This window comes from Pseudomonas sp. SL4(2022) (assembly GCF_026625725.1).
Taxonomy (GTDB): Bacteria; Pseudomonadota; Gammaproteobacteria; order Pseudomonadales; family Pseudomonadaceae; genus Aquipseudomonas.
On sequence record NZ_CP113060.1, the window covers coordinates 1,080,670 to 1,106,596 of the forward strand.

Genomic DNA, 25,927 nt, shown 5'->3' on the forward strand with positions numbered 1-25,927 from the left:
TCCTGGCACCGACAAGGACGCCGACATGACCCAAGCCCGCTACAAGATTGTGTTCAACGGCGAGTTGATGCCGGACGCAAGCCTGGAAACCACCAAGGAAAACCTTGCTCGGCTGTTCAAGAGCGACCTGACCCGGATCAACTCGCTGTTCATCGGCAAACCGGTCGATATTAAACGCGACCTTAGCGAGAACGAGGCCGACCAGTACCTCAAAGCCTTGCAAAGTGCCGGCGCCAAAGTGCGCAAGGAACAGGATCTGGCCGCCAGCCTGAGCCTGGTGGAAACCGATGACCATCGTACGGAAAGCAGCGAAGCCGAAAGCAACGTACTGATGACATGCCCAAAGTGCGGTCACCAGCAAAGCAAAGCCATCGAATGCTCGGCATGCGGCATCGTTATCGAGAAATTCATCGCCCGTCAGGCCATGCTCGCTGAGAACCCGCCAGAAGTGCTCAGCGCAGCAACCACGCCCTACGCCACGCCTAAAGCTGCAGTGGCTGAAGCCTTGCCGGAGTTCGGCGAGCTAAAAGTCTTTACCACCGACGGGCGAATCGGCCGTTTGCGCTACCTGGCCTGGTCAATGGTGCTGATGCTGGCCTGCTTGCCATTATTCGGCATCGCCGGTGGTTTCTTCGCCGCATCGGAGATTCTTGGCGGTCTGCTGATGGTGGTAGTGGGCATCGCCGTGGCGGTGGTTGGCATCATGTTCGGCGTGCAGCGGCTGCATGACATCGGCTGGTCTGGCTGGTTGCTGCTGGTCACCCTAGTGCCGGTTGTCGGCGGGGTGTTCTCGCTGCTGATGTTCATCATCCCCGGCAGCACCGAGGCTAACCGCTTCGGCCCACCGCCACCGCCCAACAGCAAGGCGGTAAAAGTCCTCGCCCTGCTGTGGATTGCGATGATCATCCTTGGCATCGTCGCAGCCATCGCCCTGCCCGCCTATATGGGCTATGCAGACGCCGCGCTCTAAAACGCAACCTTGCACGGTGCGTGGGGTCGAAAGGCCCCATCCCGGAGAGTCCTATGACCCGTTACGCGCTTATCACCGGAGCCTCCAGTGGCATTGGCCTGGCCCTGGCCGAGGCCCTGGCCCGGCGTGGCCGCAATCTGATTCTGGTGGCACGTCAACGCGATGCGCTGGAAAGCATTGCCTGCGAGCTGACTCAACGCTTCTCCGTGGAGGTGCTATTTCGCGTCTGCGACCTCAGCCAGCCGCTGCAGGTCAGCGGCCTGCTGCATGAGCTGGAGCAAGGCGAACGCACTATCGATTTGCTGGTAAACAACGCTGGTATCGGCAGCTCTGGCGCCTACGTGGCCCAGGACTGGGCCCGCGAACAGCAACTGATCGAACTGAATATCCTGGCTCTGGCGCGTCTGTGCCACGCCATCGGCAGCATCATGGCCGGCCAGGGCAGCGGCCAGATTCTCAACGTGGCCTCGGTTGCCGGGTTTCAGCCAGGCCCAGGCATGAGCAACTACTACGCCAGCAAGGCCTATGTGCTGCATTTCTCCGAAGGCCTGCGCGAGGAGCTGAAAGCGGACGGGGTGAAAGTTTCCGTGCTGTGTCCGGGCCCCACTCGCAGTGCGTTCTTCCGCACAGCCAGCATGGACGTCAAAGCCCTGCAAGGCAGCAAGCTGATGATGAGCTGCGAAGAAGTGGCGCTGATCACTGTTAAGGCCCTGGAGAAAAACCGCGCAATCATCATCCCAGGCTGGCGCAATCGCCTGATTGCTCTCAGCCCTCGATTAGGACCGCGCTGGCTGGTCCGGCGAATCAGCGCACGAATGAATCGCCAGTTCGGCAAGCCAATCTAAAACTGGTTTACCGAGCTTCACGAGCCATTAGCCCGCGTTGACCGTGCGTCCATCCGCCCAGGCACGTAGAGCGGCAAGGTCTTCGGCCATCACCACCGACAGTGGCGCCGTCCCCTGGATACTCTGCAGCAGCAAGGCCTGGGTGACCGTCTGTTGCTGGGCTTGCGATGCATAGAGGGCGCTGACCACCGCCTGCTCAATCTCCGCACCGGAAAACCCTTCGCAGGCCGCCGCCAGTTGCGTCAAATCGAAACCCGCAACTTCAAGCTCGCGCCGCGCCAAGTGGATACGGAAGATTTCGGCACGCACCGCCGCGTCCGGCAAATCGACAAAGAACAGCTCATCGAAGCGCCCCTTGCGCACCAGCTCCGGCGGTAGCCGGGAAATCACGTTGGCGGTGGCCACCATAAATACCGGAGCCTTGCGCTCGGCCATCCAGGTCAGCAGAGTGCCCAGTACGCGCTGGCTGACGCCACCATCGTGATCACCGCTGGCCAGGCCCTTCTCGATCTCGTCCATCCACAGCACACAGGGAGCCATCTGCTCGGCAAGCTTGAGGGCTTCACGCAGGTTACGCTCGGTCTCGCCAAAAAACTTGTTGTACAGGCAGGCAAAATCCAGACGCAGTAGGGGCAAGCCCCACAGACCCGCGATAGCCTTAGCGGCGAGACTCTTGCCGCCGCCCTGCACCCCCACCAGCAGCACGCCTTTGGGCAGATCGACACCTTTACCTTCGAGGAAGATGCCCTGCCGCTCCCCCAGCCAACGCTTGAGATTGTTCAACCCACCGACTTCAGCGAATCGCGCGGTGTCGTACTCGAAACTCAGCACGCCATCGAGGTCAAGCAAGCTGAACTTGGTCTTGTTCAGTTCCGGCAGGTCTTCCTGAGTGATTGCCCCGTCATCGCAGATCACATTGCGCGCCAGCGCCCGCGCTTCGGCGTGGCTAAGGCCACGCAGGTTCTTCACTACCTGCTGCAAGGTGCGGTTATCGGTACGCACGCGGGCATTGCGGTTGCGCGCACTCCAGCCGGTGGCTTCCTCGCGTACGATGGCCAGCAACTCCTCCTCGGAAGGCAGAGACAGGCTAAAGCGTGAGGCGTATCGCTGCACCTCTGGCGGCAACTTGCAGGCATGAGACACCAGCACCAGCGTCGGCTTGCTGGGGTCCTCACTCATAGCGATTTCCTTGAGCAGGCGCACCAGCTTGGGGTTGTCCTCAAGAAACGGATGCAGATCGCACAGCACATACAGTGTCGGCTGCGTATCCGCCTTGATCAGACGCAGCGCGGTTTCCGGCTCCAGGGTGGCACTGTCGACCGGTTCCTGAATGGAATAGCCCACACGCTGCAAACCCTCGGTTACCGACCACACCTGCAAGCCAAGGCCACGGCGTACGGCGAGCCCGGTCAGGGTTTCCAGCACCCGCGGCTCGTCCCAGGATTCGATCAGCACCAGCTTGGTCTTGGAATCCAACACCAGGCCCAGATCATGAATATCGTTTTTCACCCGCACTCCTTGTCTACTAAACTCGGCCCTCTTTTGAGTGACCGGGGGGACTGTCATGGACTGTCTGTTTTGCAAGATCGTCGCTGGTGAGGTACCAGCGCGCAAGCTTTATGAAGATGATCAGGTGGTGGCCTTTCACGATATCGGTCCACAGGCTCCGGTGCACTTTCTGGTTATCCCGAAAAAACACATCAGCACCCTCAATGATCTGAGCACCGCTGACACGCCGCTGGCCGGGCATATCCTCTTTACCGCCCAGCGCCTGGCCCAAGAGCACGGCTGTGAAGAAGGCTTTCGCGTGGTGATGAATTGCAATGATCTGGGCGGCCAGACGGTGCATCACATCCATATGCATGTACTGGGTCAGCGGCAGATGACATGGCCACCGGGTTGAATCGCGCATTACTCGGCGCGCTGAGCATGCTCGCCCTGCTGATTGGCAATCCAACGCAGGCGCATACGGTTGGCAGCGTATTTAACGACGTATTGCCACAGGGCCAGCAAGGACCACAGCTGGTTGTGGTGCCGGCCGGGCGCTATCTGCTGGGTGACCACAGCGGCCGTGGCAACCATAACGAGCGGCCACTGACGCCGATTGAGATCAACCAATCCTTCGCCATCGGCCGCTATGAAGTGAGCTTCGCCGACTGGCAGCACTACGCCGAAGCCACCGCCACGGCAATGCCGGACAACGAGGGCTGGGGGCTGTCGGCGCAGCGGCCGGTGATCCATGTGTCATGGCACCAGGCTGCGGCTTACAGCCAGTGGCTGTCGAAGGTCACCGGGCAGCGCTACCGCCTGCCCACCGAGGCTGAATGGGAATACGCCGCGCGCGCCGGCAGCACCAGCTACTACTGGTGGGGCGAACAGCTAGACAGCCCGGAAAACCGACCGCGCGCGCATTGCCGTGGCTGTGCCACTTCGCGCCTGATTCAGAGCAAGACCGAGCGTGTCGGCCAGTTCGCTGCCAATGCCTTCGGCCTGCATGACACCGCCGGCAATGTCTGGGAGTGGACCGCCTCGCGCTTCGCCAGCCCTTTCGACGGCAGCGAACAGCACCGCGCCGGTTTGATGGATCAGAGCCCGCGGGTGGTCCGCGGCGGCGCCTGGAACAGCGGCCCGAGCTACCTGCGCAGCAGCCAGCGCGACATGAAGCAGCCACAACACAAGGACTACGCCCTGGGTTTTCGCGTGCTGCGCGAACTGCCCTGAGGCCGAAGCGCAGCCAGGCTGCGACGAAACGTCAACAGACCTTCTCCCGCGCGTGGAGTAAACTGAGCGCCGTAATCATCGCAGGAGGTCCCTATGGCCAGCGAACGTCACTTCTCACCTGTTGATCGCCTGCTGCTGCAAGCCGATGCTGCCTTGCGCACCCTGCTGCCATTCAGCGGCCAGCCGGCACGGCCATCACCGGCTATCGTGCAGCCGGAGGCCGAACTGGACGAGCGCCAAGCCCAGCATGTGGCCGGGCTGATGCGCATCAACCATACCGGTGAAGTCTGCGCCCAGGCGCTGTATCAGGGCCAGGCGCTAACCGCCAAGCTGCCGCAGGTACGTCAGGCGATGGAGCATGCCGCCGATGAAGAAATCGATCACCTGGCCTGGTGCGAACAACGCATCCGTCAGCTGGGCAGCCAACCGAGCATCCTCAATCCACTGTTCTACGGCTTGTCGTTCGGTGTCGGCGCTGCGGCTGGTCTGATCAGCGACAAGGTCAGCCTGGGCTTTGTTGCCGCCACTGAAGATCAAGTGGTCAAACACCTGGACGATCACTTGCAGCAGATCCCGCAGGAAGACCAGAAATCCCGTGCGATTCTCGAGCAGATGCGTGTCGATGAAGAGCAACATGCCTGCAACGCACTGGACGCTGGTGGCTTGCGCTTCCCGGCACCGGTGAAGTTCGGCATGAGCCTGCTGGCCAAGGTAATGACCAGCACCACCTACCGCGTATAGAACTGAATCGCAGGCACAGAAAAGGGCACCGAGGTGCCCTTTTTCATGTCACGAGGTATCTGCAACCGCTTACTCGCCCAGCTCGACAATCTCGTAGTCGTGGGTGATCGCGACGCCGCCGCGACCCAGCATGATCGAGGCCGAGCAGTACTTCTCCGCCGATAACTCGACTGCACGCTTGACCTGAGCGTCCTTCAGACCGCGCCCCTTGACCACAAAATGCAGATGAATTTTGGTAAACACCTTGGGTTCTTCCGTAGCGCGCTCAGCTTCCAGAAAGGCCTCACAACTCTCTACCGCCTGGCGGGATTTTTTCAGGATGCTGACTACATCGAAGTTACTGCAACCACCGAGGCCGATCAGCACCATCTCCATAGGGCGCACACCCAGGTTGCGCCCACCGCTCTCTGGCGGGCCATCCATTACCACCGCATGGCCGCTGCCCGACTCTCCGATAAACAGGGCTTCGCCGGCCCACTGAATACGCGCTTTCATTACTTGGGCTCCGCTGTTAAAAAGGGAGGCAGCTTAGCACAGCACCGCGACAACCTCTTTGAGTGCCAAGAGAGCCAAAAGCTCGCCGCTGAGTGTTAGCCAGGTCGCAAAACAACACCTAGTATTGGACTGGTGGTTAAGCAGATAGCGATTTACTGGCACACTTGTAGAGATAACTATTATTAGAACTTCAGCCGCACAACGGCTTACCTTTATAAATTCGGGATTCGGGCATGGTAGCTATTACCCTTACACCTAAAATAAAAAATCTCGACAAGCTTCTCGCGCATTGCCACCGCCGCCGCTACACCGCCAAGAGCACCATTATCTATGCAGGCGATCGCTGTGAAACGCTGTTCTTCATCGTCAAAGGTTCGGTCACCATCCTGATCGAAGACGATGATGGTCGGGAAATGATCATCGCTTACCTTAATGCCGGGGATTTCTTCGGCGAAATGGGCCTGTTCGAAAAGGACGGGGCCGAAAAAGAACGCAGCGCCTGGGTGCGTGCCAAGACCGAGTGCGAAGTGGCGGAGCTGAGCTACGCCAAGTTTCGCGAACTCACCCAACAGGACCCGGACATTCTCTATGCCCTGGGCAGCCAGATGGCTGAGCGCCTGCGCAACACCACGCGCAAGGTCGGCGACCTGGCCTTCTTGGACGTCACCGGCCGCGTCGCGCGTACCCTGCTCGATCTGTGCAAGCAGCCTGACGCCATGACCCATCCCGACGGCATGCAGATCAAGATCACCCGTCAGGAGATCGGCCGCATCGTCGGTTGCTCGCGCGAGATGGTGGGGCGTGTCCTCAAAGCCCTGGAAGAACAGGGCCTGGTCAGCGTCAAAGGCAAGACCATGGTGGTGTTCGGCACGCGCTAAGCCACCCGCGGAAGACTGCAGACATAAAAAAGCCGACGCATGCGCCGGCTTTTTTATTGTGCGATGGATTCATTCCACATCAGGAGAGGCGATCACCCGCTTGCGCCCAGGGAAGAACAGGCGCTCCAGCTCGGCCCCCGGATTGTCGGCACGCATAAACGCCTCACCGACCAGAAAGGCGTACACCTCGCTGATTTCCATCAGCTCGACATCGGCACGGTTGAGGATGCCGCTCTCGGTCACCACCAGGCGGTCACGCGGAATCCGTGGCAGCAGGTCGAGAGTGGTTTCCAGGCTCAGCTCAAAGGTGTGCAGGTTGCGGTTGTTGATCCCCACCAGCGGCGTATCCAGGGTTTTCAGCGCCCGCTCCAGCTCCTCGCCGTCGTGCACCTCCACCAGCACATCGAGGCCGAATGCCTTGGCCGTGGCAGCCAACTCAGCCATTTGCGCGTCTCCCAGGGCCGAGACGATCAATAGCACGCAGTCAGCGCCCAGGGCGCGGGCTTCAACGATCTGGTACGGATCGATCATGAAATCCTTGCGAATCACCGGCAGCGTGCAGGCGGCACGGGCTTCCTGCAGGTAACGATCCGCGCCCTGAAAGAAGTCGATATCGGTGAGCACTGACAGGCAGGTGGCGCCGCCGCTCTGATAGCTCTGGGCAATCTCGGCCGGCACGAAATGCTCGCGCAACACGCCCTTGCTCGGTGAGGCCTTCTTGATTTCAGCGATCACCGCCGGCTGCTTACGCTTGGCCTGGCTGATCAGTGCCTCGGCAAAACCGCGCACCGGATCGGCAGTGCGGGCTTGCTGTTCAAGCTCGGCCAGTGAGACAACGGCGCGGCGCGCGGCGACTTCTTCTGCCTTGCGCGCGAGAATCTTCTCCAGAACGGTTGGAATACTCACCCGGCATTCTCCTCTTTGAATACAGCGGTAAAGGACACCAACTCCTGCAATTTTTCCCAGGCCAGGCCGGTGTGCAAGGCGTCATGGGCCAGCTGCACGCCTTGCTTGAGGCTGCTCGCCAGGTCCGCTGCATACAGCGCCGCACCGGCATTCAGGGCAATCATGTCGGCCGCTTTCTGCCCGGCTTCGGTCTTGCGCTTCGTCAGGGCATCACGAATGAGTGCCAACGAGGCCTCCGGGCTTTCCACCGCCAGGCCGACCAAACTCTGGCTCTTCAGCCCGAGGTCTTCCGGCAGCACGTCGTATTCGGTGATGAGCCCATCCTTCAATTCGGCGACATGAGTCGCCGACGCCAGGCTGAACTCATCCAGGCCATCGCGCGAATGCACCACCAGGATGTGCTGACTGCCCAGACGCTTGAGCACCTCGGCCAGCGGCCGGCACAGTGCCTGGCTGAACACGCCCACCACCTGATGCTTGACCCCGGCCGGATTGGTCAGCGGGCCAAGCATATTAAAGAGGGTACGCAGGCCCAGCTCACGACGTGGCACGGCGGCATATTTCATCGCCGAGTGATGCACCTGGGCAAACATGAAGCCGACGCCGACGCCCTCGATACAGCGCGCCACCTGCTCGGGCGTCAGACTCAGGTAGATCCCTGCAGTCTCCAGTAGGTCAGCACTGCCGCTCTTGCCAGAAACGGCCCGATTGCCGTGTTTGGCCACCTTGCCGCCTGCAGCCGCAACCACAAAGCTTGCCGCCGTGGAGACGTTGAAGATGTTCGCACCATCGCCGCCGGTGCCGACCACATCGACCACATGATCGAGGGTCTGCAAGTGCACATGGCTGGCCAGCTCACGCATGACCGAAACGGCACCGACGATCTCGTCGATGGTCTCGCTCTTCATGCGCATGCCCATCAGAAAGGCGCCGATCTGCGCATCCGTGCACTGGCCCGTCATGATCTCGCGCATGACGTCCTGCATTTCTTCGGTGCTCAGGTCGAGTTGATTGACCACCCGGTTGAGGGCTTCCTTGATATTCATCCGCGCAGGCCTACTTGTTGTTTGAGGAAGTTGGCAAACAGCTCGTGGCCCTGTTCGGTGAGAATCGACTCCGGGTGGAACTGCACGCCCTCAACATGCAGGGTCTTGTGGCGCAGGCCCATGATCTCATCCACCGAACCGTCCTCGTGCTGCGTCCAGGCGGTGATTTCCAGGCAGTCCGGCAAGGTTTCGCGCTTGACCACCAGGGAATGATAGCGGGTGACCGTCAGCGGGTTGTTCAGGCCGGCGAAGACGCCCAGATCGCGGTGGAACACCGGACTGGTCTTGCCGTGCATCACCTGACGGGCACGCACCACATCACCGCCAAAAGCTTGCCCAATACTCTGGTGGCCCAGGCACACGCCGAGAATCGGCAGCTTGCCGGCAAAGTGCAGGATGGCCTCGATGGACACCCCGGCTTCGGTCGGCGTACACGGGCCGGGCGAAACCACGATGCGCTCAGGCTGCAGCGCCTCAATTTCGGCAATCGACAGCTCGTCGTTGCGGATCACGTGCACGTCAGCCCCCAGTTCGCCGAGGTACTGCACCACGTTGTAGGTGAAGGAGTCGTAGTTATCGATCATCAGCAGCATTTTAGTTCTAACCCTTTGATTTTACTGCGCTTATCTTCTAGACCCCGAAAACCGTACCCGCTTATATACCCGCTATTTGTGCAGCTGGGTATTGATCAATTGGCGGTCTGTTTCAGGGCAACACTAAAGCGTCTGGCAAGGCCAGAACGAGGGGGTATCAGGCGCGCCAACGCCAGCGGGCGTGGGCTTTGATGACTCGCATCAGAAGGGTGCTGCTGAATATCACAAGGAAGGTCTCGCGTTGCTATGCCGGCACATTAGCCCAGCGAGTTACACGGTGCAATATCATCACATGATAGGCCCGGCCCCCTGATCGGCGGACGGCAAGACCATCGGGGAGATATCCCAGGCACAAAAAAAGGCCCAGTGCCGCAGATAATCCTGCGGCACTGGGCCAATTAGTTTGCTGGTGGAATAGAGGCAGGCAGCTGCACCCGATCTCGTTCAATGCACCGCACCACCTGCGCCGCACAACTCACCAAGGCAGCGTCCGACTCATCGAGCGCCTGGCGCCAGTGGTCATTCACCAGTAGTGGCGGCCGGGCCGGTAGGCGGCACGGCACCAGGTTGCACGGCTGGTGGGGCAACGTAGGCAGCGGGGTCGGTGGTTTCGGGGCGGACGTAGAGCAGCCCGAGGCGAGCAGGCACAGGCTCAGCCAGATAATCAGCAATCGTTTGGTCATTGCGTTTCAGCTCCTCAAGGGCGCGGTTATGGTCGGCAGCGTTGCGCTGCAGGGTTTGGCCGAGCTGCTGCATGCGCTGCTCTACCCCGTCCAGCCGGGCAAAGCTGGCCTGCTGCGCTTCCAGCACCCGCGCCTGCAGGGCAGTCAGCTCACGCTCGCCGGCCAGATCCTGTTCGGCACGATCAGCGCGAGTGGCTTGCAACTCGATACGTGGGCTGATTGCCCACCAGGTGGCCCCGGCCGCGCCGGCCACCAACGCAGCCAGCAGACTGAGCAACACCCACATGCGCAGTGGCGCAGGGATCAGATCGAGAACGCTCATGCCAACACCCCGCCAGCTGCCAGGTAGTGATCAATCAGGTCATCCAGCGCGTGCTCATGCTGGCCATAGCCCGCCCCTGGAAGGCTGGCCCAGATGTTCCGGCATTTGGCGATGGCCTCAGCAATGCGGCCGGCCTGGATATCAGGCAGCGCTCGCCGCTCGCGGATCTGCTGGATTGCGATTTTGTCTTGGCTGAGAGGGCTGAAATCCGGCACCCCCAGCTGCCGCTTGTAGGCATCGTAGTAGCGCGACAACAGCTGGTAGCGGCCCGCGGCTGTCGACTTGATGCCGAGCTTTGGCAGCGGGATCAACTTGCGCGGATGATCGGCATAGCCGGCGAACAACCCTCCCCCCACGATCACGTCATAACCCTGTTCGCGGGTCGACTGGCCGGGTCGGTCGGTGCCTTCGCTCCAGGCGAGCATATCCAGAAAGGCGAGCACGTTCGGGCCGCCCGCTTGGGCAGCTGTGATTCGAGCCATGAGATACTCCGGTTTTTAAAGCCCGCTCCGCGCGGACGATTTGATCGAGGTTGTTATGAGCAGCAAATTCCCCAGCAAGGTGCTGGCAAAAGCATTGGCCAACCGGTTTGCCGCTGAGGCCCTGGCCGAGTACGAGCTAACCCCGGCCGACCTGGCTGATGAACCGTTAACGGCGGAAGAACGAGTGGCGGTATATGCCGAGATCCGCGCGATCTCTGAACGCCTGCAGCAGGAAGCCGAGCGCCTGTATTCCCTGGTTTAGGGAATCGCACCCCAACAAAAAGCCCGCACTGGGCGGGCTTGTAATGATCTGGGGTACTACAGGCTATAGCTCGGTGACCGGGGCCACGTCTTCAGGCGCAACGCACTCGCTGACTTCCATCACCAGAGTGGGTTTGTTGGGGTTATTGAGAAGCCCAAAAAAGAACATTGATATCCCGAACGCGCTGATGGCCAAGTACTTCAAGACTATTTCAACGTAACGCCTCTTCTTCATCGCAGGTTCCTTTTGCGGGGTGCCGTCATTGGCTTTTCAAGCGTAGCACTGCTTCAGCGGGTGGAAAGCCAAGCGCAAAGCTCGCCGAGCGTGCCTGGGTTATAGATCGATGGCGCCGGCAGACTCAGTGCCCGGGCGCACCATTCGGAGCAGAACGCCGCATGCTCGGTCGGGCGATTGCGGTTGAAAACCTGACTGGCAATCAGTGATGGCCAACCGTACACGTCGCTGTCGGTGGCTTCGAAGTAGCGGACGATTGCGGCGCCTTCTGCCCACGGCAGTTCGATTTGATCCCAGTGATCTTCGCCCAGGCTGATTTCATCAGCACCCGGCCCTACCCGCTTGCGGCGCACGCCCTTATCCATCACTGAGCTGGAGTAGCACCAGCCGTCCACCACCAGCTCACAGTGACTGTATGGGCTGCCAGTCCACCATCGGATGGCAGCATTGCCCAGCTGGCCTTTGCCTTTGTACAGCGCAAGTTGTACCGGCATCATAAAAGCTCCTGCAGCTCCGCTGCATTGGTAGTCATGATCAACAGGGCCTGCGCCTGCATTTCAGCGTAGAGGTTGCCAGGGATTGTGTAATCCAGCACCGGATCGGCGCCGGCCTTGATCTGGTCTTCATACTTCTGCCGTGTACCGGTGAGGTAGGAGCTGACCATCTCAAACTGCTGAGCCTTGGCCAGCGTGCGCCGCAGGTACTCCACACGGTCAATTCCCCGAGTAAGCGCCGCACGATCAATCCAAGGCGTCAGCGCGTTATCAGGGTCGGCCAGCCATGCCTTTGACTCTTTGTCCTGGGTTGGCCAGGTGTCCTTTTCCAGTTGCGGGTAACCGGCGGTAACAGCGAGGGTGGCGCGCTCATACTCGATGTTGTTGGTGATCAACCGCCGTGCCAATTGTTGATCTGGTGTTGGGTCAGGTTCAGGCGCAGGAGCGGGTACAGGCGCAACGCTGAAGCCGCCCTGAATGCTGACCACCTGCCCCTTAAGCATACCGGCCAAGCCCTGCGCATATTGTTCTTCGGTGACTTCCAGGCCGCCCTCAATCGGTTCACGACTGATGCGGCCTTCTGCTGCATAGGGCATTTATCGAATCCTCACGTAGAAATCAGCACCAATGTTTTTGGCACGGGTTTCACTACCACCACTGTTGTTAATGCCGAAGAATCCGGAAGCTGGATAAAGATCAGTGTTAAAACCACCGCTGAGCCGAGAGTTGTAGGTGCCCGGAGTGCCACTGTAGGCACTCACATTTACGGTGTGGGCATGGCTGGCAATATCGTCAGCCTCCACTACCCCGCTCTGCCCAGCCCGGAGTACCCGCCGTTCAGTATTGATCAGGCGAATCGTCTGCCCATTTATCGGGCTGCCAGGATCATTGATCACCGCAGTGGCCTGTACTTGCGGCGCTGAGCCACTGACTGACTCGCCGGTAAGAACCCCCGTGTTATAGCTGTCGCTGGCTGTCAGCTTGATGTAGCGATAGTTAGCGTTGTCGGTAGGCGGCGCCGTCACACCGGCGAGGTGAGTCCAGAGTGGGAATGGAGAGCCGATAGGGATGAGCGCCCAAACATCAACTTGCTCCTGCGAAACAATGTCTTTGGCATCACTCCGCAGGCCTACGTGCCTCATGCCACCACCATGACCCGGTACTGTCCTGTCGTCGGGGCAGTGCCAAATGTGATCTGCACGGTGTTGTCGGTGTTGGCTACCCAATCAGCAATAACACCGGCATTGCTCGACACTTCCTTCACGCTCACGATCAGGTCCCGGCTGTTGAGGTTGTGGGTGACTGAAATGGTCGTGGCGCTGCCGTCGCCGATGGTGGCGCTAACCTTGCGGGCAACCACGGCCGCATCAATCGAGATCACCCCACTGCTGATGTTGATGCCAGCTCCTGCGGTGTAGCTCGAGCCACCACCCACCTGCACCCATACCAGTGAAGTGGTACCAATAGTGATCGGGCCATCAGTGGTCATATTCCACTGACTGTTGCCATTCGCAGTTCCCTCAGAAACAAAGACAGTTGCCCCAACCACCTCTGAGCCTGCATCAAAGTCTGCAGATCGAGACCATGCGCCAGTGGCTGCAATGTAAATGCCATTAGCGGCCGCCGAACTTTGGTTTTTAACCAACACCCGGTCACCGGCTACAACGCTAACGCCGTCAATGGTTTGCGCACCAGAGAGCGTGATGTTGGCCGTGCTGGATGCGCGCACAGGCTCCTTCCACTTCCAGCCCTGCACAGCAGCCTCAAGCTGGGCCTTGGTTACAGCATCCTGCGGGTTGAGTGCGTCGGCCAGGTTCTGAACCCGGAAGCCATCGGCGTTTAGGTGGTTTGTGATTTTCATGGGCGCTCCTAGTTGCAGTAGGCGAAGCCGGAAACTGGCCGACCGTGCGTGATTTGGATGATGTTGTCGTCGACGTAGCGGATATCGGAGATCACGGCATTGCCGGCAAGGTCGGTGACCATGACGCTGGGCCTGCGCTGCAAGTTGTGGGGGACCGTCCACACTGGCGATGGGGTGGCCTGTTCAAACTGAAATGTCTCGCCGCCGTTGGTGCCTGGCCGGCCTGGCGGCCCCTGCTCACCCGTCGCCACTAAGACAACCGGCGCCTGCTCAGGCTCAACCACCAGCGCAAAAGCTTCGGCTGTTACCAGCACGCGCGGGCAGCTAGTCATGGGTAACCTCCCGGCTCACCACCACCTCGCCCTCGGCCCAGCGGGTGACGTCGCCATTGCTCATCGTCAACTCAAGGTCATAGCGGCCTTGCGCCCAGGTGATGGCGGCGGTTTCAGCGGCAGTGAGGGTGATGATCAAGCGGCCAGGGGCCGCGATAACCAGCCGATCATTCTCGGCGGTCAACTCCAGCAGCAGTTCGCTGGCGGCATCACGGATGAACATGCGGGCAGTGCAACCGGTTAGGTCTACAGGTGGCTGGTAAACCACCATGCCGCCAGTGGCGTTGCGGCCGGTGCCATTGAAGGCATTCAGCTCCAGGGTGTTTGCGTCTACCACCTTGGCCAGGTGGAAGGGCTGGCGGGTTTTGTCGCGGCTCAGCTCACTCCAACCGATTACGCCCTCAATCCAGATTGGCCACTCCCCGTTAAGGTCATGCGCCTCCACGGTCAGCAACAGCGGTGCCCTGGCTTGGATGGTGGTGATCGGCTTGTAGCGGTACACCGGCTGCATCAGCAGCAGCGGTTTGCGCAGGGTGGCACCCTGAATGATGCGCAGGTCTAGGCGGGCCGGCTGCATGGCTGGCTACTCCGTTATGGTGGGCTTAGAGTTCGAAGGTAAGCGTGAGGGCGCGCGTTACGCCGTCTGCCCAGTTGTGCGGAGGCATTGGCCAGGTCCAGGTAGACAAACCGCCGGAGGCCTCAAAGAACTCGGCACCCGCACCACTGAATGTACCGATGCCCTGGACGGCAATGCTCACCAACTGCGCGCCCGTAAACTCACGCGCGATCTTGAGGTAGAAGCTGCCCGGAGCATCATCAATGCCCGGCTGGATAAAGATGCCACGCAGCGGCACGGTGCCAATGTCACCCCCGAATGCCAAGCCAGAGGGGGTAACACTTGCCCCGGTGTTTTCACCCGTCGATTCCCAGCCCAAGCTGCCAAAGATCGACCCTTTGACCAGCAGGCCGAGGTTAAACACGCTGACCGTAGGCGCCGGAGGTATGGCCGCCTCTACAGCAGCAAGCCGGGCGTATATCTCGGTGAGCGCGGCACGGGTGAGGCGCACACTGACCATATCGCCCTGCAACCAAGCCAAAGCCGCGGTGCCTTCCTGAGCGCGCAGAACGGTGAGAACACCGCCCGCCTTCGCGGTGACGTGAACCACCTCCCAGGCGGTTTCGCGCAGTTGGCCGTCTACCGTTTCAATACGTGAAAGCGTCACAGGGTAGAAATCGCCACTGCCTAACCCGGTGAAGCGTGAGGCCAATGCGGCGCCAACGCTCAGGGCTGTAGCAGCAGCGCTGACTGGCGCCTCAAGAAAGGCGGTCCAGTTATCCAGAAACAGGCGTTTAGGCATGATCACGTCCAACCAATTGGGGTCGCCGAGGGGGCAACGTATTCTCGGGTAACCGGGTTTAAGGCGCCGTATGAGGCCGGACCATACAGTGCGTTGCGCTGCGGGCTGGATTCAACAGGGCCAAGAACCGTGGTGTTGAATGCCACGACACCCACCGGGGTAGCGCCCCCGATGTAACGGTGCTGAGGCTGTGGGCTGCCGGTACCGGTGAGCCGCACGTAGAACGCCAACAGGTTGTTGCCAAACGGCAGCAGGTCGATCCTGTCACCCGCGTTGACGCTCAAGGTGTAGTTGCGCGACATCACCTGATTCAGCACATCACCGGGCCCGGCCTTCGGCTCGGCTTTCAGGTAGCCGCCTATCGTCTGGTTGTAGATTGTTTCCCCGTTGAGGGTGCCAACGCCGCTAAAGCTGCCGGTCTGCGCGGACTGAAACTCGCTTTGCAGCTCGGCTTCCACCCGAATCGCGCCACCCACCTTGAGCCGCCAGCGATGGGTAAAGTGCTGATAGCCCGAGGCGCCGCTCAGGGGGGATTCCTGCTGAAAGCGGTAGCGCCGATCAAGGGTGCAGGTTTGGGAGCCACCCTCAGTATCAAACCAGGCCGCCCAGATGCGCCCGGTGTATTCATGCACCTCATAACCCGTCGCTGAAGTGGGGGTGCCAAAGGCGTCATTGGTCACGGTCATGGCGTCCTCATAGGCGCTGAGCCCGAGGGTGGCTGCCCGGTTGTGCAGCACCGTGACGTTAAGGGCAAACGGCGTGGTCAGGCCGCCGCTCACTTCTGCCAGCAAGAAGCCCAGCGGTATGCGCCGCTCGCCGGGGCTATAAGCGGGGTCGTTGCAGTACTGCATAAGGATGGCGCGGCGACCGTCCGGTGAAATGTCCGAAGGCATCTCATCAATCACCACGAACACCGGGCCGCTGCCAAAACTCACCACTGGGGTGGCTTGCCCGTTGTCCGCCGGCATGTTCACCGTCAGGGCGCGCACATCAGCAGGTTTGCCAATGGCGCCCATACGGGTGGCGGTGCGGGCCTGACGGTTGATGATCCAGCGCGAGCCGTCCGGGGCGCAGTAGATCCACCCGCCCAGGTCTTTGCCGTACATCTGGTAACCGCTGCCACACAAAATTGCTTCGTTGCGCCACTGCATACCCAGCGCCAGGTCAGCGGCCACTTGCTCCGCTGTGCGCGTAACTTCCGCCACGCCGGGCACCTTTAGCCGGTAGGTGTACCAGGGCTGCTCGGGCATGTCGTGATCACGCTGGATGCCATTGGGCAGCTGCAGCGTGCTGGGTGAAAAGCTACTGGCTCGGCTGATGAGCCCATGCCAGGGCCAGCCCCAGATATGCACCTGGCCAAAATTCAGCGAGAACTCATCGATCATGGTGGCGCCGCGTAGTTGAAATCATGGTTAACACCGTCCGCATCGGTCATCACGATCTTGGCCGGCGGCAGTAGCTCCAGGGTGAAGAGGCCATCGCTAGTTTCCAGATACCGAGGCGCATGGAATGCGCGGGCCGCGTAGTCCTGCTCGGTGAGCGGGCTGGCCATGCCGCCCCCACCCCGAGGAGGTGGCGGCACATAGTTACCGCGCCCCCGCGTAACGGGCACCGCCCCGACCGGGGCAACGCTACGCAGCGTGCGCCGCTGCCGAACCGGGGTGATCAGACGGTTGATGTCCTCAACCACTGACGTACCACGCCGCTCGGCCTCGATACGTTTGCCGGTAGCGCGGCGCTCATCCGCGCCCGTGGCGGCCCGTGTTCTGTTAACCCCTGCGCTGATCGCGGCGCGCTGCTCTGCAAGCGTGGGCATGGCTAAAGCTCCAGCAGGTCATTGGGGATCGGCACCCGGTAGATGCGCTCAATCGGCACCACCAGCTCATCACGCTGCTCGGCGGCTATCTCGGCCGCATCGATATCGAAGCGGCGCGGGTACTCGATGCCCACGCCCACGCTGTAATTGCCAGCGAAGCCCGGCAGCTCATCGTCATAAGGTGGCGATGTTGGCCGCTTGCCAAGCTGGGTCGGCAGGATGGTCGGAGTGGGAATCGGTGGCGGCTGCGGCTCATCCACCGAGGCCGGCGGCGTCAGCGGATCTGCCACATCACCACCGCCCCGCATGATGGCGATGGTCAGCGTGGTGATTGCGGTGCCGGCCTGGTAGTCAGCCCGCGTCGCAATCCGCACACACTTCCCGCGCGCGCGGATCAGGTCATTCAGCTCCAGCGTGTGAGTCAGGTCGATGCCCATGGCCATGCTGGCGGGCACCTGCCAGGTCACCGTGGTGCCACGGTGCGACCGCACCACAATCGCCACGCCTTGGAGCAACTGCACCACCAGGTAAAGCACGCGCCGTGGTTCGTCCCGCTCATCCGTGTGGCTGCTGAACCCATCCGTAAACGGCGTATCGCCCCAGGTCTCGGCCAGCAGGCTTTCAATCTCAAGGGCGCCGCCCGTGCGCTCAATAACTGCGCCGGCAGCTGCAATACTGGTGGGCACCTCAACGCTCAGCACATTGCGCTCAGTCACGCTTTGCGCCCAGCGCCGGCCCATACCAAAGCTGGCCGAAAGCAGCAGCTCCTCATCTCCGTAGCTGTTGATCCATGGCACGCCGATCAAGCACGGGTTGGGGCTGGTGGGTGGAAGCAAGTCCCACGTGTATCCGGCAAGCAGGTTGCCGCCGGCACTGGACACCGCCTCTTGAACCATCTCGACGGTGGGCAGCTCTTTCGAGTTGCTGAAGTACCAATCGCAGAACCCACCGCCGACCCAGCTGAAGTACTCATTGCGCTGCCGTAGCCGGGCGTAGCGGTAGTCAGCCTCGATCACCACCTTGTTGGTCATACGGGACAGGTCGACAGGCTCAAAGCCCTGCGTACCATCCAGCACCTGGCCGGGGCCGAATACAAACGCGGGCGCGGCCGCGTACCAGCTGGTAACGCGCGGCACGCCGTAGGCTGAACAGTCCAGGCTGGCGGTGCGCGTGCTCATCCGTTCCTGGGCGTACTCCCAACGGCTACGCCCCTCAACCGGATCGAACACATCAGCTGACCAGTCGCCCTCGGTCAGCGCATCGATCTCGGCAATGGACATGGCCTCCGTCCGCTGCTGCAGCTGGTCGCTCAACTCGCAGACCATCACGCGCGAGCTAGGGTCCCAAGTCGGCGTGACCACCTTGCCGGTCAACACCCGATCCTCGGTCGTCAGCCCAGCACTGGTGCTGATGTAGTCGATGGTGACATCGCGGCCCACCCAATCACTGGGCGTAACCGGGCCAGGCGGCAGGTAGAAGGCGATACTGCCAACACCAGCCGCGCCCTCTTCCCGGTCAGAGTCCCAACCCTCAACCAGCTGGTCGCTGATGTCGGTACCACCCACCAGCACCCGCTCGCGCCAGAGGTAACCGGTGCCCGCAACCACGTACACAGGCGGCGCAGCACCGCCTGCAATCCCGCCATTCAACGGCGCACCGTTGAGCGGGCCTCCATTGATTAGCATTAGGCTTCTTCCATCGCGAGGGACCAGCCCCAACGGCGGCTAGTCGGAGATTGGCTTTTGGTCGGGCGCTTGGCGATCACCGAGTAAACCGGGAACCACCACACCTGGTACAAGCGCGCGCCCGGCACATCAGCAACAGTGACCACGTTGCCCACCACCGAAACAGGGGCACGCTGCAGCTGATCACCAACCAGCGCATAACCCCAAGGGGCGTAGTCCGGGCGCGGCGTACTGACCAGCGTGAAAACACGGTCAGTGCGCTGCATGCTGGATACCTGGTTGCTGCGAAACTCCAGCGGCTCTTTGTAGTTCAGCCCGTCCAGGGCAGGCGGGACCAGACCTTCAGCGCTGATGGTGAACGCCAGCTTTTCCCAGCGTGTCATCTTGAGCCCGTCACCGTTGCTCATGCGCAGGATTGAACTGCCGCCGATCACATCGTCGCCAAGCTCGGGGGCACCGGCATGCGGCAAAATCTCGATATTGCCCAGCATCAAAGGTGCGGCCATTGGGAAACTCCAGGCGTAAAAAAGCCCGCACGGGGCGGGCTGCTATTTTTTGTGGCCAAACTTGTTGGCTAGTCTTCGCAGGTTCAGTGCCTCACCCGCCTCGGCATAAAGGATTGCCTGCTGGCCGTCCCGCTCGAAAACAATGCGGCCAAGGTTTGGCATTGCAGGTGCTGCACTGGCCGCCGTTTCGCCTAGCCCTGCGCTCAGATCGGGAATGCTCAGCCCGGCCATACGCGCCATCAGGTTTTGCGAGGCAGCAGCCGTAAGCACCTGCTCACCGCCACCGAAGTTCACCAGCTCCGGGCCTTGCTCACCCACCCAGGCCATTCCGGGCGGGGCGCTGTTGGTGCCTTTGGCGAAGCCGGGGGGTGTCGGTATGTTCGGGACGAATACATAGCCCTCAGCATCAGCCTCGCCTGCCTTAGGAAGCGCAACCGTCGGAGTGATAACCATGCCCTGACTGATCTCTGCAGCAAGCGCCTGCATAACACCCTTGATACGCTCCACTTCAGCGGGCGGCAGCTCAACACTGACCTTGGCGCTGGTCGCCTCATCCAGAATGGTTTTCAGCCGCTTGGCATCTTCCTCGGCCTTGCTGAGGCTAGCCTGCGCGTTGTCGACGTTGATCTGATCAGCAGATTTCTCAATCGCCTGCAGCTCGCGAATGAACCCTTCAAAGCCATAGGTGCTCTCGCCCGCCGCACCCAGTTTGTTGAGCACTTCGAGCGCGGCCTGAGCCTGCCTCTTGGCACCCTCTACATCACCACCGGCAAGCGCCTCTCGCGCGCCAACCTTGAGCGCTTGGGCCTGGCCATATGACGGATCACCCGCACCAGTGCCAAGCCCAGCAAGCGCATCGGCATAGCGCTTTTCGGTATCGAGCTGCGCCTGCTTAGCCTCCTCCAGCTGCTTGGCTGCCTCACGTTCAGCCTTTACTCGCTCTGCCAGGGCAGCCTTAGCATCCTTGACTTGCCGCTTGAGCTGCTCACCCATTGCATCCGTGGCGCGTTTTAGGTCACCCGCCATGATGGCTTGCTGCTCTTTCTGCACAACCGCCGTAGCGGCCGCCGCTTCACCTGCGTCAGACCAGAGCGTACCGATTCGCGTCAGCGCGGCAGCGGTTTGCTCTACATACTCCCGCTGACCAGCAGCCAGAATTTCGCGCGCTTCTGAAAAATCCCCTTTGGCTGCTGCAACAGCTGCCGCAGCGGCTGTAGCGATTAGGATGCCGGTACTGGTAAAGCTCACCCCAACCACAATTGCTGCCGTGGCCAAAACCTTGAGCGCACCGGCTAGAACGCTCGCAAAAATCGAAGATGCTTCAGTATTCTTGTTGAGATCAACAAGCAGGTCAGAGACGTCAACCAAAGCAGGAAGCATCTCAGCCGCTATTTGATTACCCGCACCAGCACTAGCTTCACCAAGGCGGGAGATGTTGTCGTTGAAGACTTCTGCCTGCGCCGCCGTCTCGGTGGATATAACTACGCCGAGCGCTTCCGCCTCTTTGCGAAGCTCTTCGAGCCCGGCCGATCCACCATTAAGCAGCGGTATCAGCTTCGCGCCGGAGCGACCAAACAACTCCATGGCAAGCGCCGACTTCTGGATGCCGTCCGGCATGCTCTGAAACTTATCCGCTGTCTCGGCCAGTATCTGGTCACTGGTCTTGAGCTTTCCGCCGGCATCCAGCACTGACACGCCAATGCGATCAAAGGCCTCGGCCTGGGCCTTACCGCCGCCTGCAGCAGCATCAATGGTACGGTTGAATTTTGAGAGGCTGGCATCAAGCTCAGACGTGCCAACGCCCGCCAACTTGGCAGCGTACTGCAGCGCGGTGTATTCCTCGATCGCCAGGCCTACAGCAGACGCAGACTTCTTTGCTGCATCGGCGGCATCAATGCTTTGCCTTACAAAATCAGACAAGACACTGACAGAGAACACCCCCGCCAGGACACCCGCCGCAGCCTTGGCCTGCGAGCTGAACGTGTTGAGCTGCCGAGCCCCCTGATCAAACGCACCTTGGGCGGTGTTTTTCCCCTCGATAATGAGCTGCGTCTTAACTTTGCCGGCCATCAGTCGAACCCCTTAAGCATCTTCTTGAAGCCTTTCTGATCGGCCTGAGCAGAGCGCGCTACGATCATCGCTGTGCGGGCATTGGCCTTATCCAGCCTGGCTACCGCTTTCAGAAACAGCTCAACCTGGTCAAAGGTGTAGCCGCCCACCGCGTCAAAACTGTGGCCGGCTGCAATCAGGCTTTGGGCGACATAACCCCAGCCAGTTGGCTTGCTGCCTTGACTAGGGCTTGGTCGAAAAAACCGGAGTTGATCTCAACAACCTTGATCATCAGCTCCAGCGCCACTGCCGTTGGCATGCGGCGAATACGCCAGGCGGAGAGGTTGGTACAGGTACGCAGTAAAGCGCTCAGAGCACTGCCATTCCCGGCATAGGCATACACAGCAGCCGGGGTGCCGGTATTAATCACCGCAATCAGTCCACCGGCGGCCTGACCGAATACCTCGAAGTGACGCAGTTGCACCGGACGAATACTCACCTGACGCAACCCGACCATCACCACAACAGGCCGGGGGTACAGAATTTTTAGCTCGCTCATACTTTCCTCGGGGCAATAAAAAACCCGCCGAGGCGGGTTTTATTTAGGGTTCTCAATACTCTTGCAATCGACCATCTGCGTAGAGAACTTTATTCAAAACAAAATTCAACTTGATGCTTCCTTCATCTGCAAACCTGAAATTCTTATGCCTATCGATGTACTGGTTGTAATCAATACTGCCCTGCCAAGACAGGATCTTTCCGGCTGCAACCAAGTCATTCACAGCAACCTTTGAGTCAAGGATTTTGTTCCCTAACAAGTCAGTAAACTGAAGAACACCATCAAAGGCTCTTATGTCCACCGGGCCTGTATTCGTAAAATCAAGGACGATATCAATGCTGTCTTGCCCACTGCCATCATCGCGATAAGACTTTCTGATGAATGATGCGCTAACCGGGCCTGGCTCAACAGCAACCTTGACCTCTGAGCGCCCCTGCTGCGACTTGTTCGCTCCAGAAAATGCACCCGCAAGCTCACTGAACGAACCCTGAATGGCGCTTTTGATTTCGTATTTAACGTGTTCACGCCCAGCAAAATAACCAACTGCAATACCCAGCAGTAATGCTCCAACTATTTTCATACGCGGGTTGCTGTCAAGCCAGTCGGTGAACTTTATCGCAGGCTTAATTGAATTATCAGCAACTAACCCAGAGCCGGCCGCAGCAGGCGAAACCGAAACTTTGGCGTAGTACACGCCGCATGACGGACAGCACTCCGGCGAGCGCTGAATCTCAGCCAGAGTTGGCTCATGATTACACTTTGGACACTGCACAGGACATCCCTCCCAGTTGGCGTGGGAGGGACTTTAGCATGCAGGTCAGGCCGCTACAGCCTGAACCTCCCACTGCCACATAGCAGCTTCATCCGGGTCAAAGATGTTCGGATCAGGCAGCAGCTTGATCTGAATCGGGATCACACCGAACTCGGCCCCCTGGTTGAGTGGGATGCCGCCATTAAGCGTGATCTTGCAGTAGAAGCACTCGATGCGGCGGCGCTCGTTGTTACCGCCTTCGTTGACCTGGCCAACCAGCACCCGCCAGAACTTCTGTCCGGTGGTGAAAGGCTTGATCAGGTCGTAGGTCATGTAGGTGTAGGTGACCTTGATCGGCACGTGCTTCAGCTCACCAGGCACTGCCACTGCTGCAGTAATCGCCGCGGCCAGCGGCCCGCCCGGAAGGATGCGCAAGCCAGAAGCGGTGATGGCGTAGTCGATGTTGCGCGTATAGGTGACCGCATCGTCATCACTCTTAACGCTAGCAACCACCAGGGGGATGTACTGCAGCATGATGGTGCGGTCGATATAGGCATCCACCTCTTCATCATCCACCGAGCCACCAGGCACACGGGTAACACTGCCGTACATAGCAATAGCAGCAGCCTGGGGACTGAAGTTCACCGCCTCACCAGTGAGGATAATTTCACTGGTAGAGGTGACGCTATCCAGCGGCGGCAAGCCAACGCGCGTGGGGTCTGCCTGACCGATTTCAGCAGTGGTGGGTTCAGCGGTCATGTTCTGCAGCTTGAACACTTCCTCGAACACGCGACTGGGCCACGGTGCAATTTCGGTCGGGCCGCGAAATAGCTGGGTGTATAGCATGAGACTCATTGGATGCTCCTGGCCTGCGGCCGTCAGTTATAGGTCGCGACGTAGGTCACGCCGATGGTGATGGTGATGCTGTGGGTTTTGGTGCCGTTGCTGGCGTAGCTGGGTGTGGCCTCATCTTCGTCATCAACCAGACCAGGGAACTTGCGCTCAGGCAGATCCCGCCCAAGCCCCAACGCCCGCAGGATGTCGATATGCACAGCGTCCAGCGCGGCCTCTACTTCTTCGCCGTTAGCGAACACCACCTCGATATCGAAGTACCGAAGCCGCGTGGCCTGGAAACCGGCCGTGCTGGTTCGTGTGTCGGTGCCGGGCCGCACCAGGGCATAGGGTTTTGGGGCGTTGTCCTTCGCCGTTTCGGTCGGCCCATACACCCGCTGCAGGTCGGTGTAGTAACCGTTGATGGGTTTGATTTGTTCCAGCAGCGCGCGCAGGTCTTTACCGACCTGGGTGGCCTTGGGCAGTGATGACATGAATTAACCTCTAAGCAGCTCGCGACGCATGCGCCGCTGGAACTCTTGTTGCAGCTTCTGGTTTGCCCAGCTGACGGTGGTAGCCGAGGTAAGACGCTTGAAAAAGAACGCCACAGACGGCCCCATGGCCGGCATAACGCCAGTCTGGGTGCCAGTGCCGTACTTGTAAGTGAACGCCCCGCCGCGCTTCTTGACGTTGCGCGTTACGCTGCTGCGCGTGGCCAACGGCCGGCGGGCAAAGCTGGATGGGTTCACAAAGCCTGCCGCGATCTTGTGGCCCTTGAACACTCCAACCAAGATGCGGGCGCGTGTCTGGTCGATGGCCTGGTAACCCCAGCGCCGGTACTCAGTCACATTCACCCCCGCCGAGCTGGGGATCAGGCGGGCATCGAACCGCCCCTTGCGGGTGTTTACCCGCTTGATGACGATGCGCTTATTCACCCAACTGCTGCTCTTGAACATCCGCGCCAGCACCGGCGTGTAGCGGCGTTTGCGCACCTCTGCAGCAGTGGTGTTGAGCGCGCCGCGCAGTACCGGATCAATGTTTTTACCCAGGCTCTCAAGCTGCCGCTTGGCCGCCTCAAAGCCCTGGGTGCTAATGCCGATCCTCATCAGAACGCCTCCAGCCAAAGGCCGCGCACCACACCATCATCACTGTCGCGCGCGTAGCCAATCACGTTGTAGAGCGTGCCGGCGATCAACAGCTGATCGCCCTCTTCAGGCCGCCCCACCTCGATCACGGCCACCTCTACCCTGGTCTTGTAGTCCGTAACCTGGCCCAGCTCATCAAGGAACGGTGCCTGGTGACTCAGATGCACCCGGCAACAAACCGGCACCCCACCCTGCGGTCGATACTCGGCCGGCTGGCCGACCAGCTCATCACAGCTCAACACCAGCTCGGTCCGCGTTCCCATGGGATCACGCGGGGCGCTGGCGATGTACAGCAAGCGTGTACCGTGGCGTAGATAGCGCCCCTGCTGCAGCTCATCACTGAATCGAGCACGCACCTCAACCATGGCGCTGGCCCGCAGGCCACTCACCTGTGGGGCATCACCAGCAGCCTTGGAGCGGAAACTGACCCAGCGCGTACCGTGATCAATGGTGCAAAGATCAGCCGACAAGCTGAGCACCTGGGCGCGATTGCGCAGTGTTCCAGCACGCATATCAGAACCTCGGCGGCACGGTGATCTCGGCCAGCATGGAATCCGTGAACGTTGACGGCAGCTCGGCCAGGATCGTGCCCGCCACAAAGCGCTCACGAAACTCATACGCGGTGGCCGCATTCATCAGCAGCCACATACGCACACCCGGGTAGGCAGCAAAATCGACACCGGCCTTGTAGGTGATACGCAGCTCGCCAGAAGGCCGGCCATCAGGAAAGTGCAGAAAACTCTCACGACTACCCTGACGCAGATCCGTGGCCACCGTGAGTACATCCACGCCGCCGTTGTGCAGGCGCGCCACTGAAACGATCTCAGTGGCCTGGCCAACGTCCAAGGGTCGGCCGGAGCTGTAATGCGCCGGCCAATCCTCGACATACTCAGCCGCGCGAACTGCCGCTCCGGTACGCTCCTCAGCCTGCGCAGTAACGCCAGGGATAATCACGCCCTCGATCAGCGCCTTTTCCGGTGCCAGGTCAGCGGCCTCAGCACGGCACTGCAACGCCAACTCGGCCAGGGTGATTGCCGGCGCGCCGGAGTAGGCAATTCGACGCGCCATTAGGGTTTAGGCTCAAGAGCCGGATCAACAACTGGTGCCGGAGCGCCAGTGGGAGCCTGTGATACTGGGGCCGAAGTAGCTGCAGGCTTAGGTGCCGCAGTCGCGGCCCTGCCGCCCCGCTTCGGTTTGGCGGCATTCTCGTCGTATACAACGGCGGTGCCATTGCTCACCAACGTGTCTGCCACATCATCAGGAAAACCGGCCGTCTCACCGACGTTATAGCCGCGCCACACCTTGGCGAAGGTGACGGGTTTTAATTCGCTCATTACAGATTCCTCGCATTGCAGAAAGGTG

35 protein-coding genes are annotated in these 25,927 nt (G+C 60.4%); 7 read left to right on the forward strand and 28 right to left on the reverse strand.

What is annotated here, in order from left to right; translation table 11 throughout:
• Positions 1 to 25 precede the first annotated feature (25 nt).
• Both OU997_RS05105 and OU997_RS05110 read left to right on the forward strand, forming a co-directional pair.
• Complete coding sequence (locus tag OU997_RS05105; RefSeq protein WP_108488580.1) at positions 26 to 970, forward strand: DUF805 domain-containing protein; 945 nt, start codon at positions 26 to 28, stop codon at positions 968 to 970.
• 53 nt (positions 971 to 1,023) lie between these two features.
• Complete coding sequence (locus tag OU997_RS05110; protein WP_108488579.1) at positions 1,024 to 1,815, forward strand: SDR family NAD(P)-dependent oxidoreductase; 792 nt, start codon at positions 1,024 to 1,026, stop codon at positions 1,813 to 1,815.
• A gap of 27 nt (positions 1,816 to 1,842) precedes the next feature.
• Here OU997_RS05110 and OU997_RS05115 read toward each other — a convergent pair whose 3' ends face one another.
• Positions 1,843 to 3,324 carry an AAA family ATPase gene (locus OU997_RS05115; protein ID WP_267809292.1) on the reverse strand — a complete coding sequence of 494 codons (1,482 nt, stop codon included), beginning with the start codon at positions 3,322 to 3,324 and terminating at the stop codon, positions 1,843 to 1,845.
• A 55-nt stretch (positions 3,325 to 3,379) separates the two neighbouring features.
• On the opposite strand from OU997_RS05115, the gene OU997_RS05120 reads away from it, so the two are divergent.
• The 3 genes from OU997_RS05120 (at position 3,380) to coq7 (ending at position 5,277) form a co-directional block, all read left to right on the forward strand.
• Positions 3,380 to 3,718, forward strand: a complete 339-nt coding sequence (locus OU997_RS05120; RefSeq protein WP_108488577.1) for a histidine triad nucleotide-binding protein — start codon at positions 3,380 to 3,382, stop codon at positions 3,716 to 3,718.
• On the forward strand, positions 3,703 to 4,536 hold the full coding sequence (locus OU997_RS05125; RefSeq protein ID WP_267809293.1) for a formylglycine-generating enzyme family protein: 834 nt from the start codon (positions 3,703 to 3,705) through the stop codon (positions 4,534 to 4,536). The genes OU997_RS05120 and OU997_RS05125 overlap by 16 nt, the downstream gene beginning before the upstream one ends.
• Before the next feature lie 93 nt (positions 4,537 to 4,629).
• Entirely contained in the window at positions 4,630 to 5,277 is a 648-nt protein-coding gene (gene coq7, locus OU997_RS05130; RefSeq protein WP_108488575.1) for a 2-polyprenyl-3-methyl-6-methoxy-1,4-benzoquinone monooxygenase, read from the forward strand.
• A gap of 69 nt (positions 5,278 to 5,346) precedes the next feature.
• Here the strand turns inward: coq7 and OU997_RS05135 are convergent, their stop codons facing one another.
• A complete protein-coding gene (locus OU997_RS05135) occupies positions 5,347 to 5,772 on the reverse strand; it encodes an OsmC family protein (protein ID WP_108488574.1) in 426 nt (141 codons plus the stop codon).
• Between the two features lie 233 nt (positions 5,773 to 6,005).
• Between OU997_RS05135 and crp the strand changes: the two genes are divergently transcribed.
• Positions 6,006 to 6,650, forward strand: a complete 645-nt coding sequence (gene crp / locus OU997_RS05140; RefSeq protein ID WP_108488573.1) for a cAMP-activated global transcriptional regulator CRP — start codon at positions 6,006 to 6,008, stop codon at positions 6,648 to 6,650.
• Between the two features lie 69 nt (positions 6,651 to 6,719).
• Here the strand turns inward: crp and trpC are convergent, their stop codons facing one another.
• The 6 genes from trpC to OU997_RS05165 form a co-directional block, all read right to left on the reverse strand.
• Entirely contained in the window at positions 6,720 to 7,556 is an 837-nt protein-coding gene (gene trpC, locus OU997_RS05145) for an indole-3-glycerol phosphate synthase TrpC (RefSeq protein WP_267809294.1), read from the reverse strand.
• A complete protein-coding gene (gene trpD / locus OU997_RS05150; protein ID WP_267809295.1) occupies positions 7,553 to 8,602 on the reverse strand; it encodes an anthranilate phosphoribosyltransferase in 1,050 nt (349 codons plus the stop codon). Before trpD ends, trpC begins: the two co-directional genes overlap by 4 nt.
• A complete protein-coding gene (locus tag OU997_RS05155) occupies positions 8,599 to 9,195 on the reverse strand; it encodes an aminodeoxychorismate/anthranilate synthase component II (RefSeq protein WP_267809296.1) in 597 nt (198 codons plus the stop codon). The genes trpD and OU997_RS05155 overlap by 4 nt, the downstream gene beginning before the upstream one ends.
• 398 nt (positions 9,196 to 9,593) lie before the next feature.
• Positions 9,594 to 9,791, reverse strand: coding sequence for a hypothetical protein (locus tag OU997_RS20955; RefSeq protein WP_420713270.1), 198 nt, complete (start codon positions 9,789 to 9,791; stop codon positions 9,594 to 9,596).
• On the reverse strand, positions 9,715 to 10,200 hold the full coding sequence (locus OU997_RS05160) for a hypothetical protein (RefSeq protein WP_267809297.1): 486 nt from the start codon (positions 10,198 to 10,200) through the stop codon (positions 9,715 to 9,717). Before OU997_RS05160 ends, OU997_RS20955 begins: the two co-directional genes overlap by 77 nt.
• The gene (locus OU997_RS05165; protein WP_267809298.1) at positions 10,197 to 10,682 is read right to left on the reverse strand and encodes a glycoside hydrolase family 104 protein; all 486 of its coding nucleotides are present in this window, start codon (positions 10,680 to 10,682) and stop codon (positions 10,197 to 10,199) included. Before OU997_RS05165 ends, OU997_RS05160 begins: the two co-directional genes overlap by 4 nt.
• A 55-nt stretch (positions 10,683 to 10,737) precedes the next feature.
• Here OU997_RS05165 and OU997_RS05170 point away from each other — a divergent pair, with 55 nt between their 5' ends.
• Positions 10,738 to 10,944 (forward strand): hypothetical protein, encoded by a 207-nt coding sequence (locus OU997_RS05170; RefSeq protein ID WP_267809299.1) that lies wholly within the window; start codon positions 10,738 to 10,740, stop codon positions 10,942 to 10,944.
• Positions 10,945 to 11,231: 287 nt separating this feature from the next.
• Here the strand turns inward: OU997_RS05170 and OU997_RS05175 are convergent, their stop codons facing one another.
• The 20 genes from OU997_RS05175 to OU997_RS05270 form a co-directional block, all read right to left on the reverse strand.
• On the reverse strand, positions 11,232 to 11,672 hold the full coding sequence (locus OU997_RS05175) for a hypothetical protein (protein ID WP_267809300.1): 441 nt from the start codon (positions 11,670 to 11,672) through the stop codon (positions 11,232 to 11,234).
• Positions 11,672 to 12,268: a hypothetical protein gene (locus tag OU997_RS05180; protein ID WP_267809301.1), complete on the reverse strand. Its 597-nt coding sequence runs from the start codon at positions 12,266 to 12,268 to the stop codon at positions 11,672 to 11,674. Before OU997_RS05180 ends, OU997_RS05175 begins: the two co-directional genes overlap by 1 nt.
• A complete protein-coding gene (locus OU997_RS05185; protein WP_267809302.1) occupies positions 12,269 to 12,814 on the reverse strand; it encodes a hypothetical protein in 546 nt (181 codons plus the stop codon).
• Entirely contained in the window at positions 12,811 to 13,533 is a 723-nt protein-coding gene (locus tag OU997_RS05190) for a head decoration protein (RefSeq protein ID WP_267809303.1), read from the reverse strand. The genes OU997_RS05185 and OU997_RS05190 overlap by 4 nt, the downstream gene beginning before the upstream one ends.
• Positions 13,534 to 13,541: 8 nt before the next feature.
• The gene (locus OU997_RS05195) at positions 13,542 to 13,865 is read right to left on the reverse strand and encodes a hypothetical protein (protein WP_267809304.1); all 324 of its coding nucleotides are present in this window, start codon (positions 13,863 to 13,865) and stop codon (positions 13,542 to 13,544) included.
• Positions 13,858 to 14,442, reverse strand: a complete 585-nt coding sequence (locus OU997_RS05200; protein WP_267809305.1) for a hypothetical protein — start codon at positions 14,440 to 14,442, stop codon at positions 13,858 to 13,860. The genes OU997_RS05195 and OU997_RS05200 overlap by 8 nt, the downstream gene beginning before the upstream one ends.
• Positions 14,443 to 14,467: 25 nt before the next feature.
• Positions 14,468 to 15,223 carry a hypothetical protein gene (locus OU997_RS05205; RefSeq protein WP_267809306.1) on the reverse strand — a complete coding sequence of 252 codons (756 nt, stop codon included), beginning with the start codon at positions 15,221 to 15,223 and terminating at the stop codon, positions 14,468 to 14,470.
• A 2-nt stretch (positions 15,224 to 15,225) separates the two neighbouring features.
• Positions 15,226 to 16,608: a hypothetical protein gene (locus OU997_RS05210; protein WP_267809307.1), complete on the reverse strand. Its 1,383-nt coding sequence runs from the start codon at positions 16,606 to 16,608 to the stop codon at positions 15,226 to 15,228.
• A complete protein-coding gene (locus OU997_RS05215) occupies positions 16,605 to 17,039 on the reverse strand; it encodes a hypothetical protein (RefSeq protein WP_267809308.1) in 435 nt (144 codons plus the stop codon). The genes OU997_RS05210 and OU997_RS05215 overlap by 4 nt, the downstream gene beginning before the upstream one ends.
• A gap of 2 nt (positions 17,040 to 17,041) precedes the next feature.
• A complete protein-coding gene (locus tag OU997_RS05220) occupies positions 17,042 to 18,724 on the reverse strand; it encodes a hypothetical protein (protein ID WP_267809309.1) in 1,683 nt (560 codons plus the stop codon).
• The gene (locus OU997_RS05225) at positions 18,724 to 19,230 is read right to left on the reverse strand and encodes a hypothetical protein (RefSeq protein ID WP_267809310.1); all 507 of its coding nucleotides are present in this window, start codon (positions 19,228 to 19,230) and stop codon (positions 18,724 to 18,726) included. Before OU997_RS05225 ends, OU997_RS05220 begins: the two co-directional genes overlap by 1 nt.
• Before the next feature lie 42 nt (positions 19,231 to 19,272).
• Positions 19,273 to 21,300, reverse strand: coding sequence for a phage tail tape measure protein (locus OU997_RS05230; RefSeq protein ID WP_267809311.1), 2,028 nt, complete (start codon positions 21,298 to 21,300; stop codon positions 19,273 to 19,275).
• Positions 21,301 to 21,475: 175 nt separating this feature from the next.
• Complete coding sequence (locus OU997_RS05235) at positions 21,476 to 21,838, reverse strand: hypothetical protein (protein ID WP_267809312.1); 363 nt, start codon at positions 21,836 to 21,838, stop codon at positions 21,476 to 21,478.
• A gap of 52 nt (positions 21,839 to 21,890) precedes the next feature.
• Positions 21,891 to 22,532 carry a hypothetical protein gene (locus OU997_RS05240; protein ID WP_267809313.1) on the reverse strand — a complete coding sequence of 214 codons (642 nt, stop codon included), beginning with the start codon at positions 22,530 to 22,532 and terminating at the stop codon, positions 21,891 to 21,893.
• Positions 22,533 to 22,655: 123 nt separating this feature from the next.
• Positions 22,656 to 23,444, reverse strand: a complete 789-nt coding sequence (locus OU997_RS05245; protein WP_267809314.1) for a hypothetical protein — start codon at positions 23,442 to 23,444, stop codon at positions 22,656 to 22,658.
• 23 nt (positions 23,445 to 23,467) lie between these two features.
• Positions 23,468 to 23,914, reverse strand: coding sequence for a hypothetical protein (locus OU997_RS05250; protein ID WP_267809315.1), 447 nt, complete (start codon positions 23,912 to 23,914; stop codon positions 23,468 to 23,470).
• A gap of 3 nt (positions 23,915 to 23,917) precedes the next feature.
• Complete coding sequence (locus tag OU997_RS05255) at positions 23,918 to 24,526, reverse strand: hypothetical protein (RefSeq protein ID WP_267809316.1); 609 nt, start codon at positions 24,524 to 24,526, stop codon at positions 23,918 to 23,920.
• The gene (locus OU997_RS05260; protein WP_267809317.1) at positions 24,526 to 25,077 is read right to left on the reverse strand and encodes a head-tail joining protein; all 552 of its coding nucleotides are present in this window, start codon (positions 25,075 to 25,077) and stop codon (positions 24,526 to 24,528) included. The genes OU997_RS05255 and OU997_RS05260 overlap by 1 nt, the downstream gene beginning before the upstream one ends.
• Before the next feature lies 1 nt (position 25,078).
• Complete coding sequence (locus OU997_RS05265) at positions 25,079 to 25,633, reverse strand: hypothetical protein (protein WP_267809318.1); 555 nt, start codon at positions 25,631 to 25,633, stop codon at positions 25,079 to 25,081.
• On the reverse strand, positions 25,633 to 25,899 hold the full coding sequence (locus tag OU997_RS05270) for a hypothetical protein (RefSeq protein WP_267809319.1): 267 nt from the start codon (positions 25,897 to 25,899) through the stop codon (positions 25,633 to 25,635). Before OU997_RS05270 ends, OU997_RS05265 begins: the two co-directional genes overlap by 1 nt.
• Positions 25,900 to 25,927: the final 28 nt, after the last annotated feature.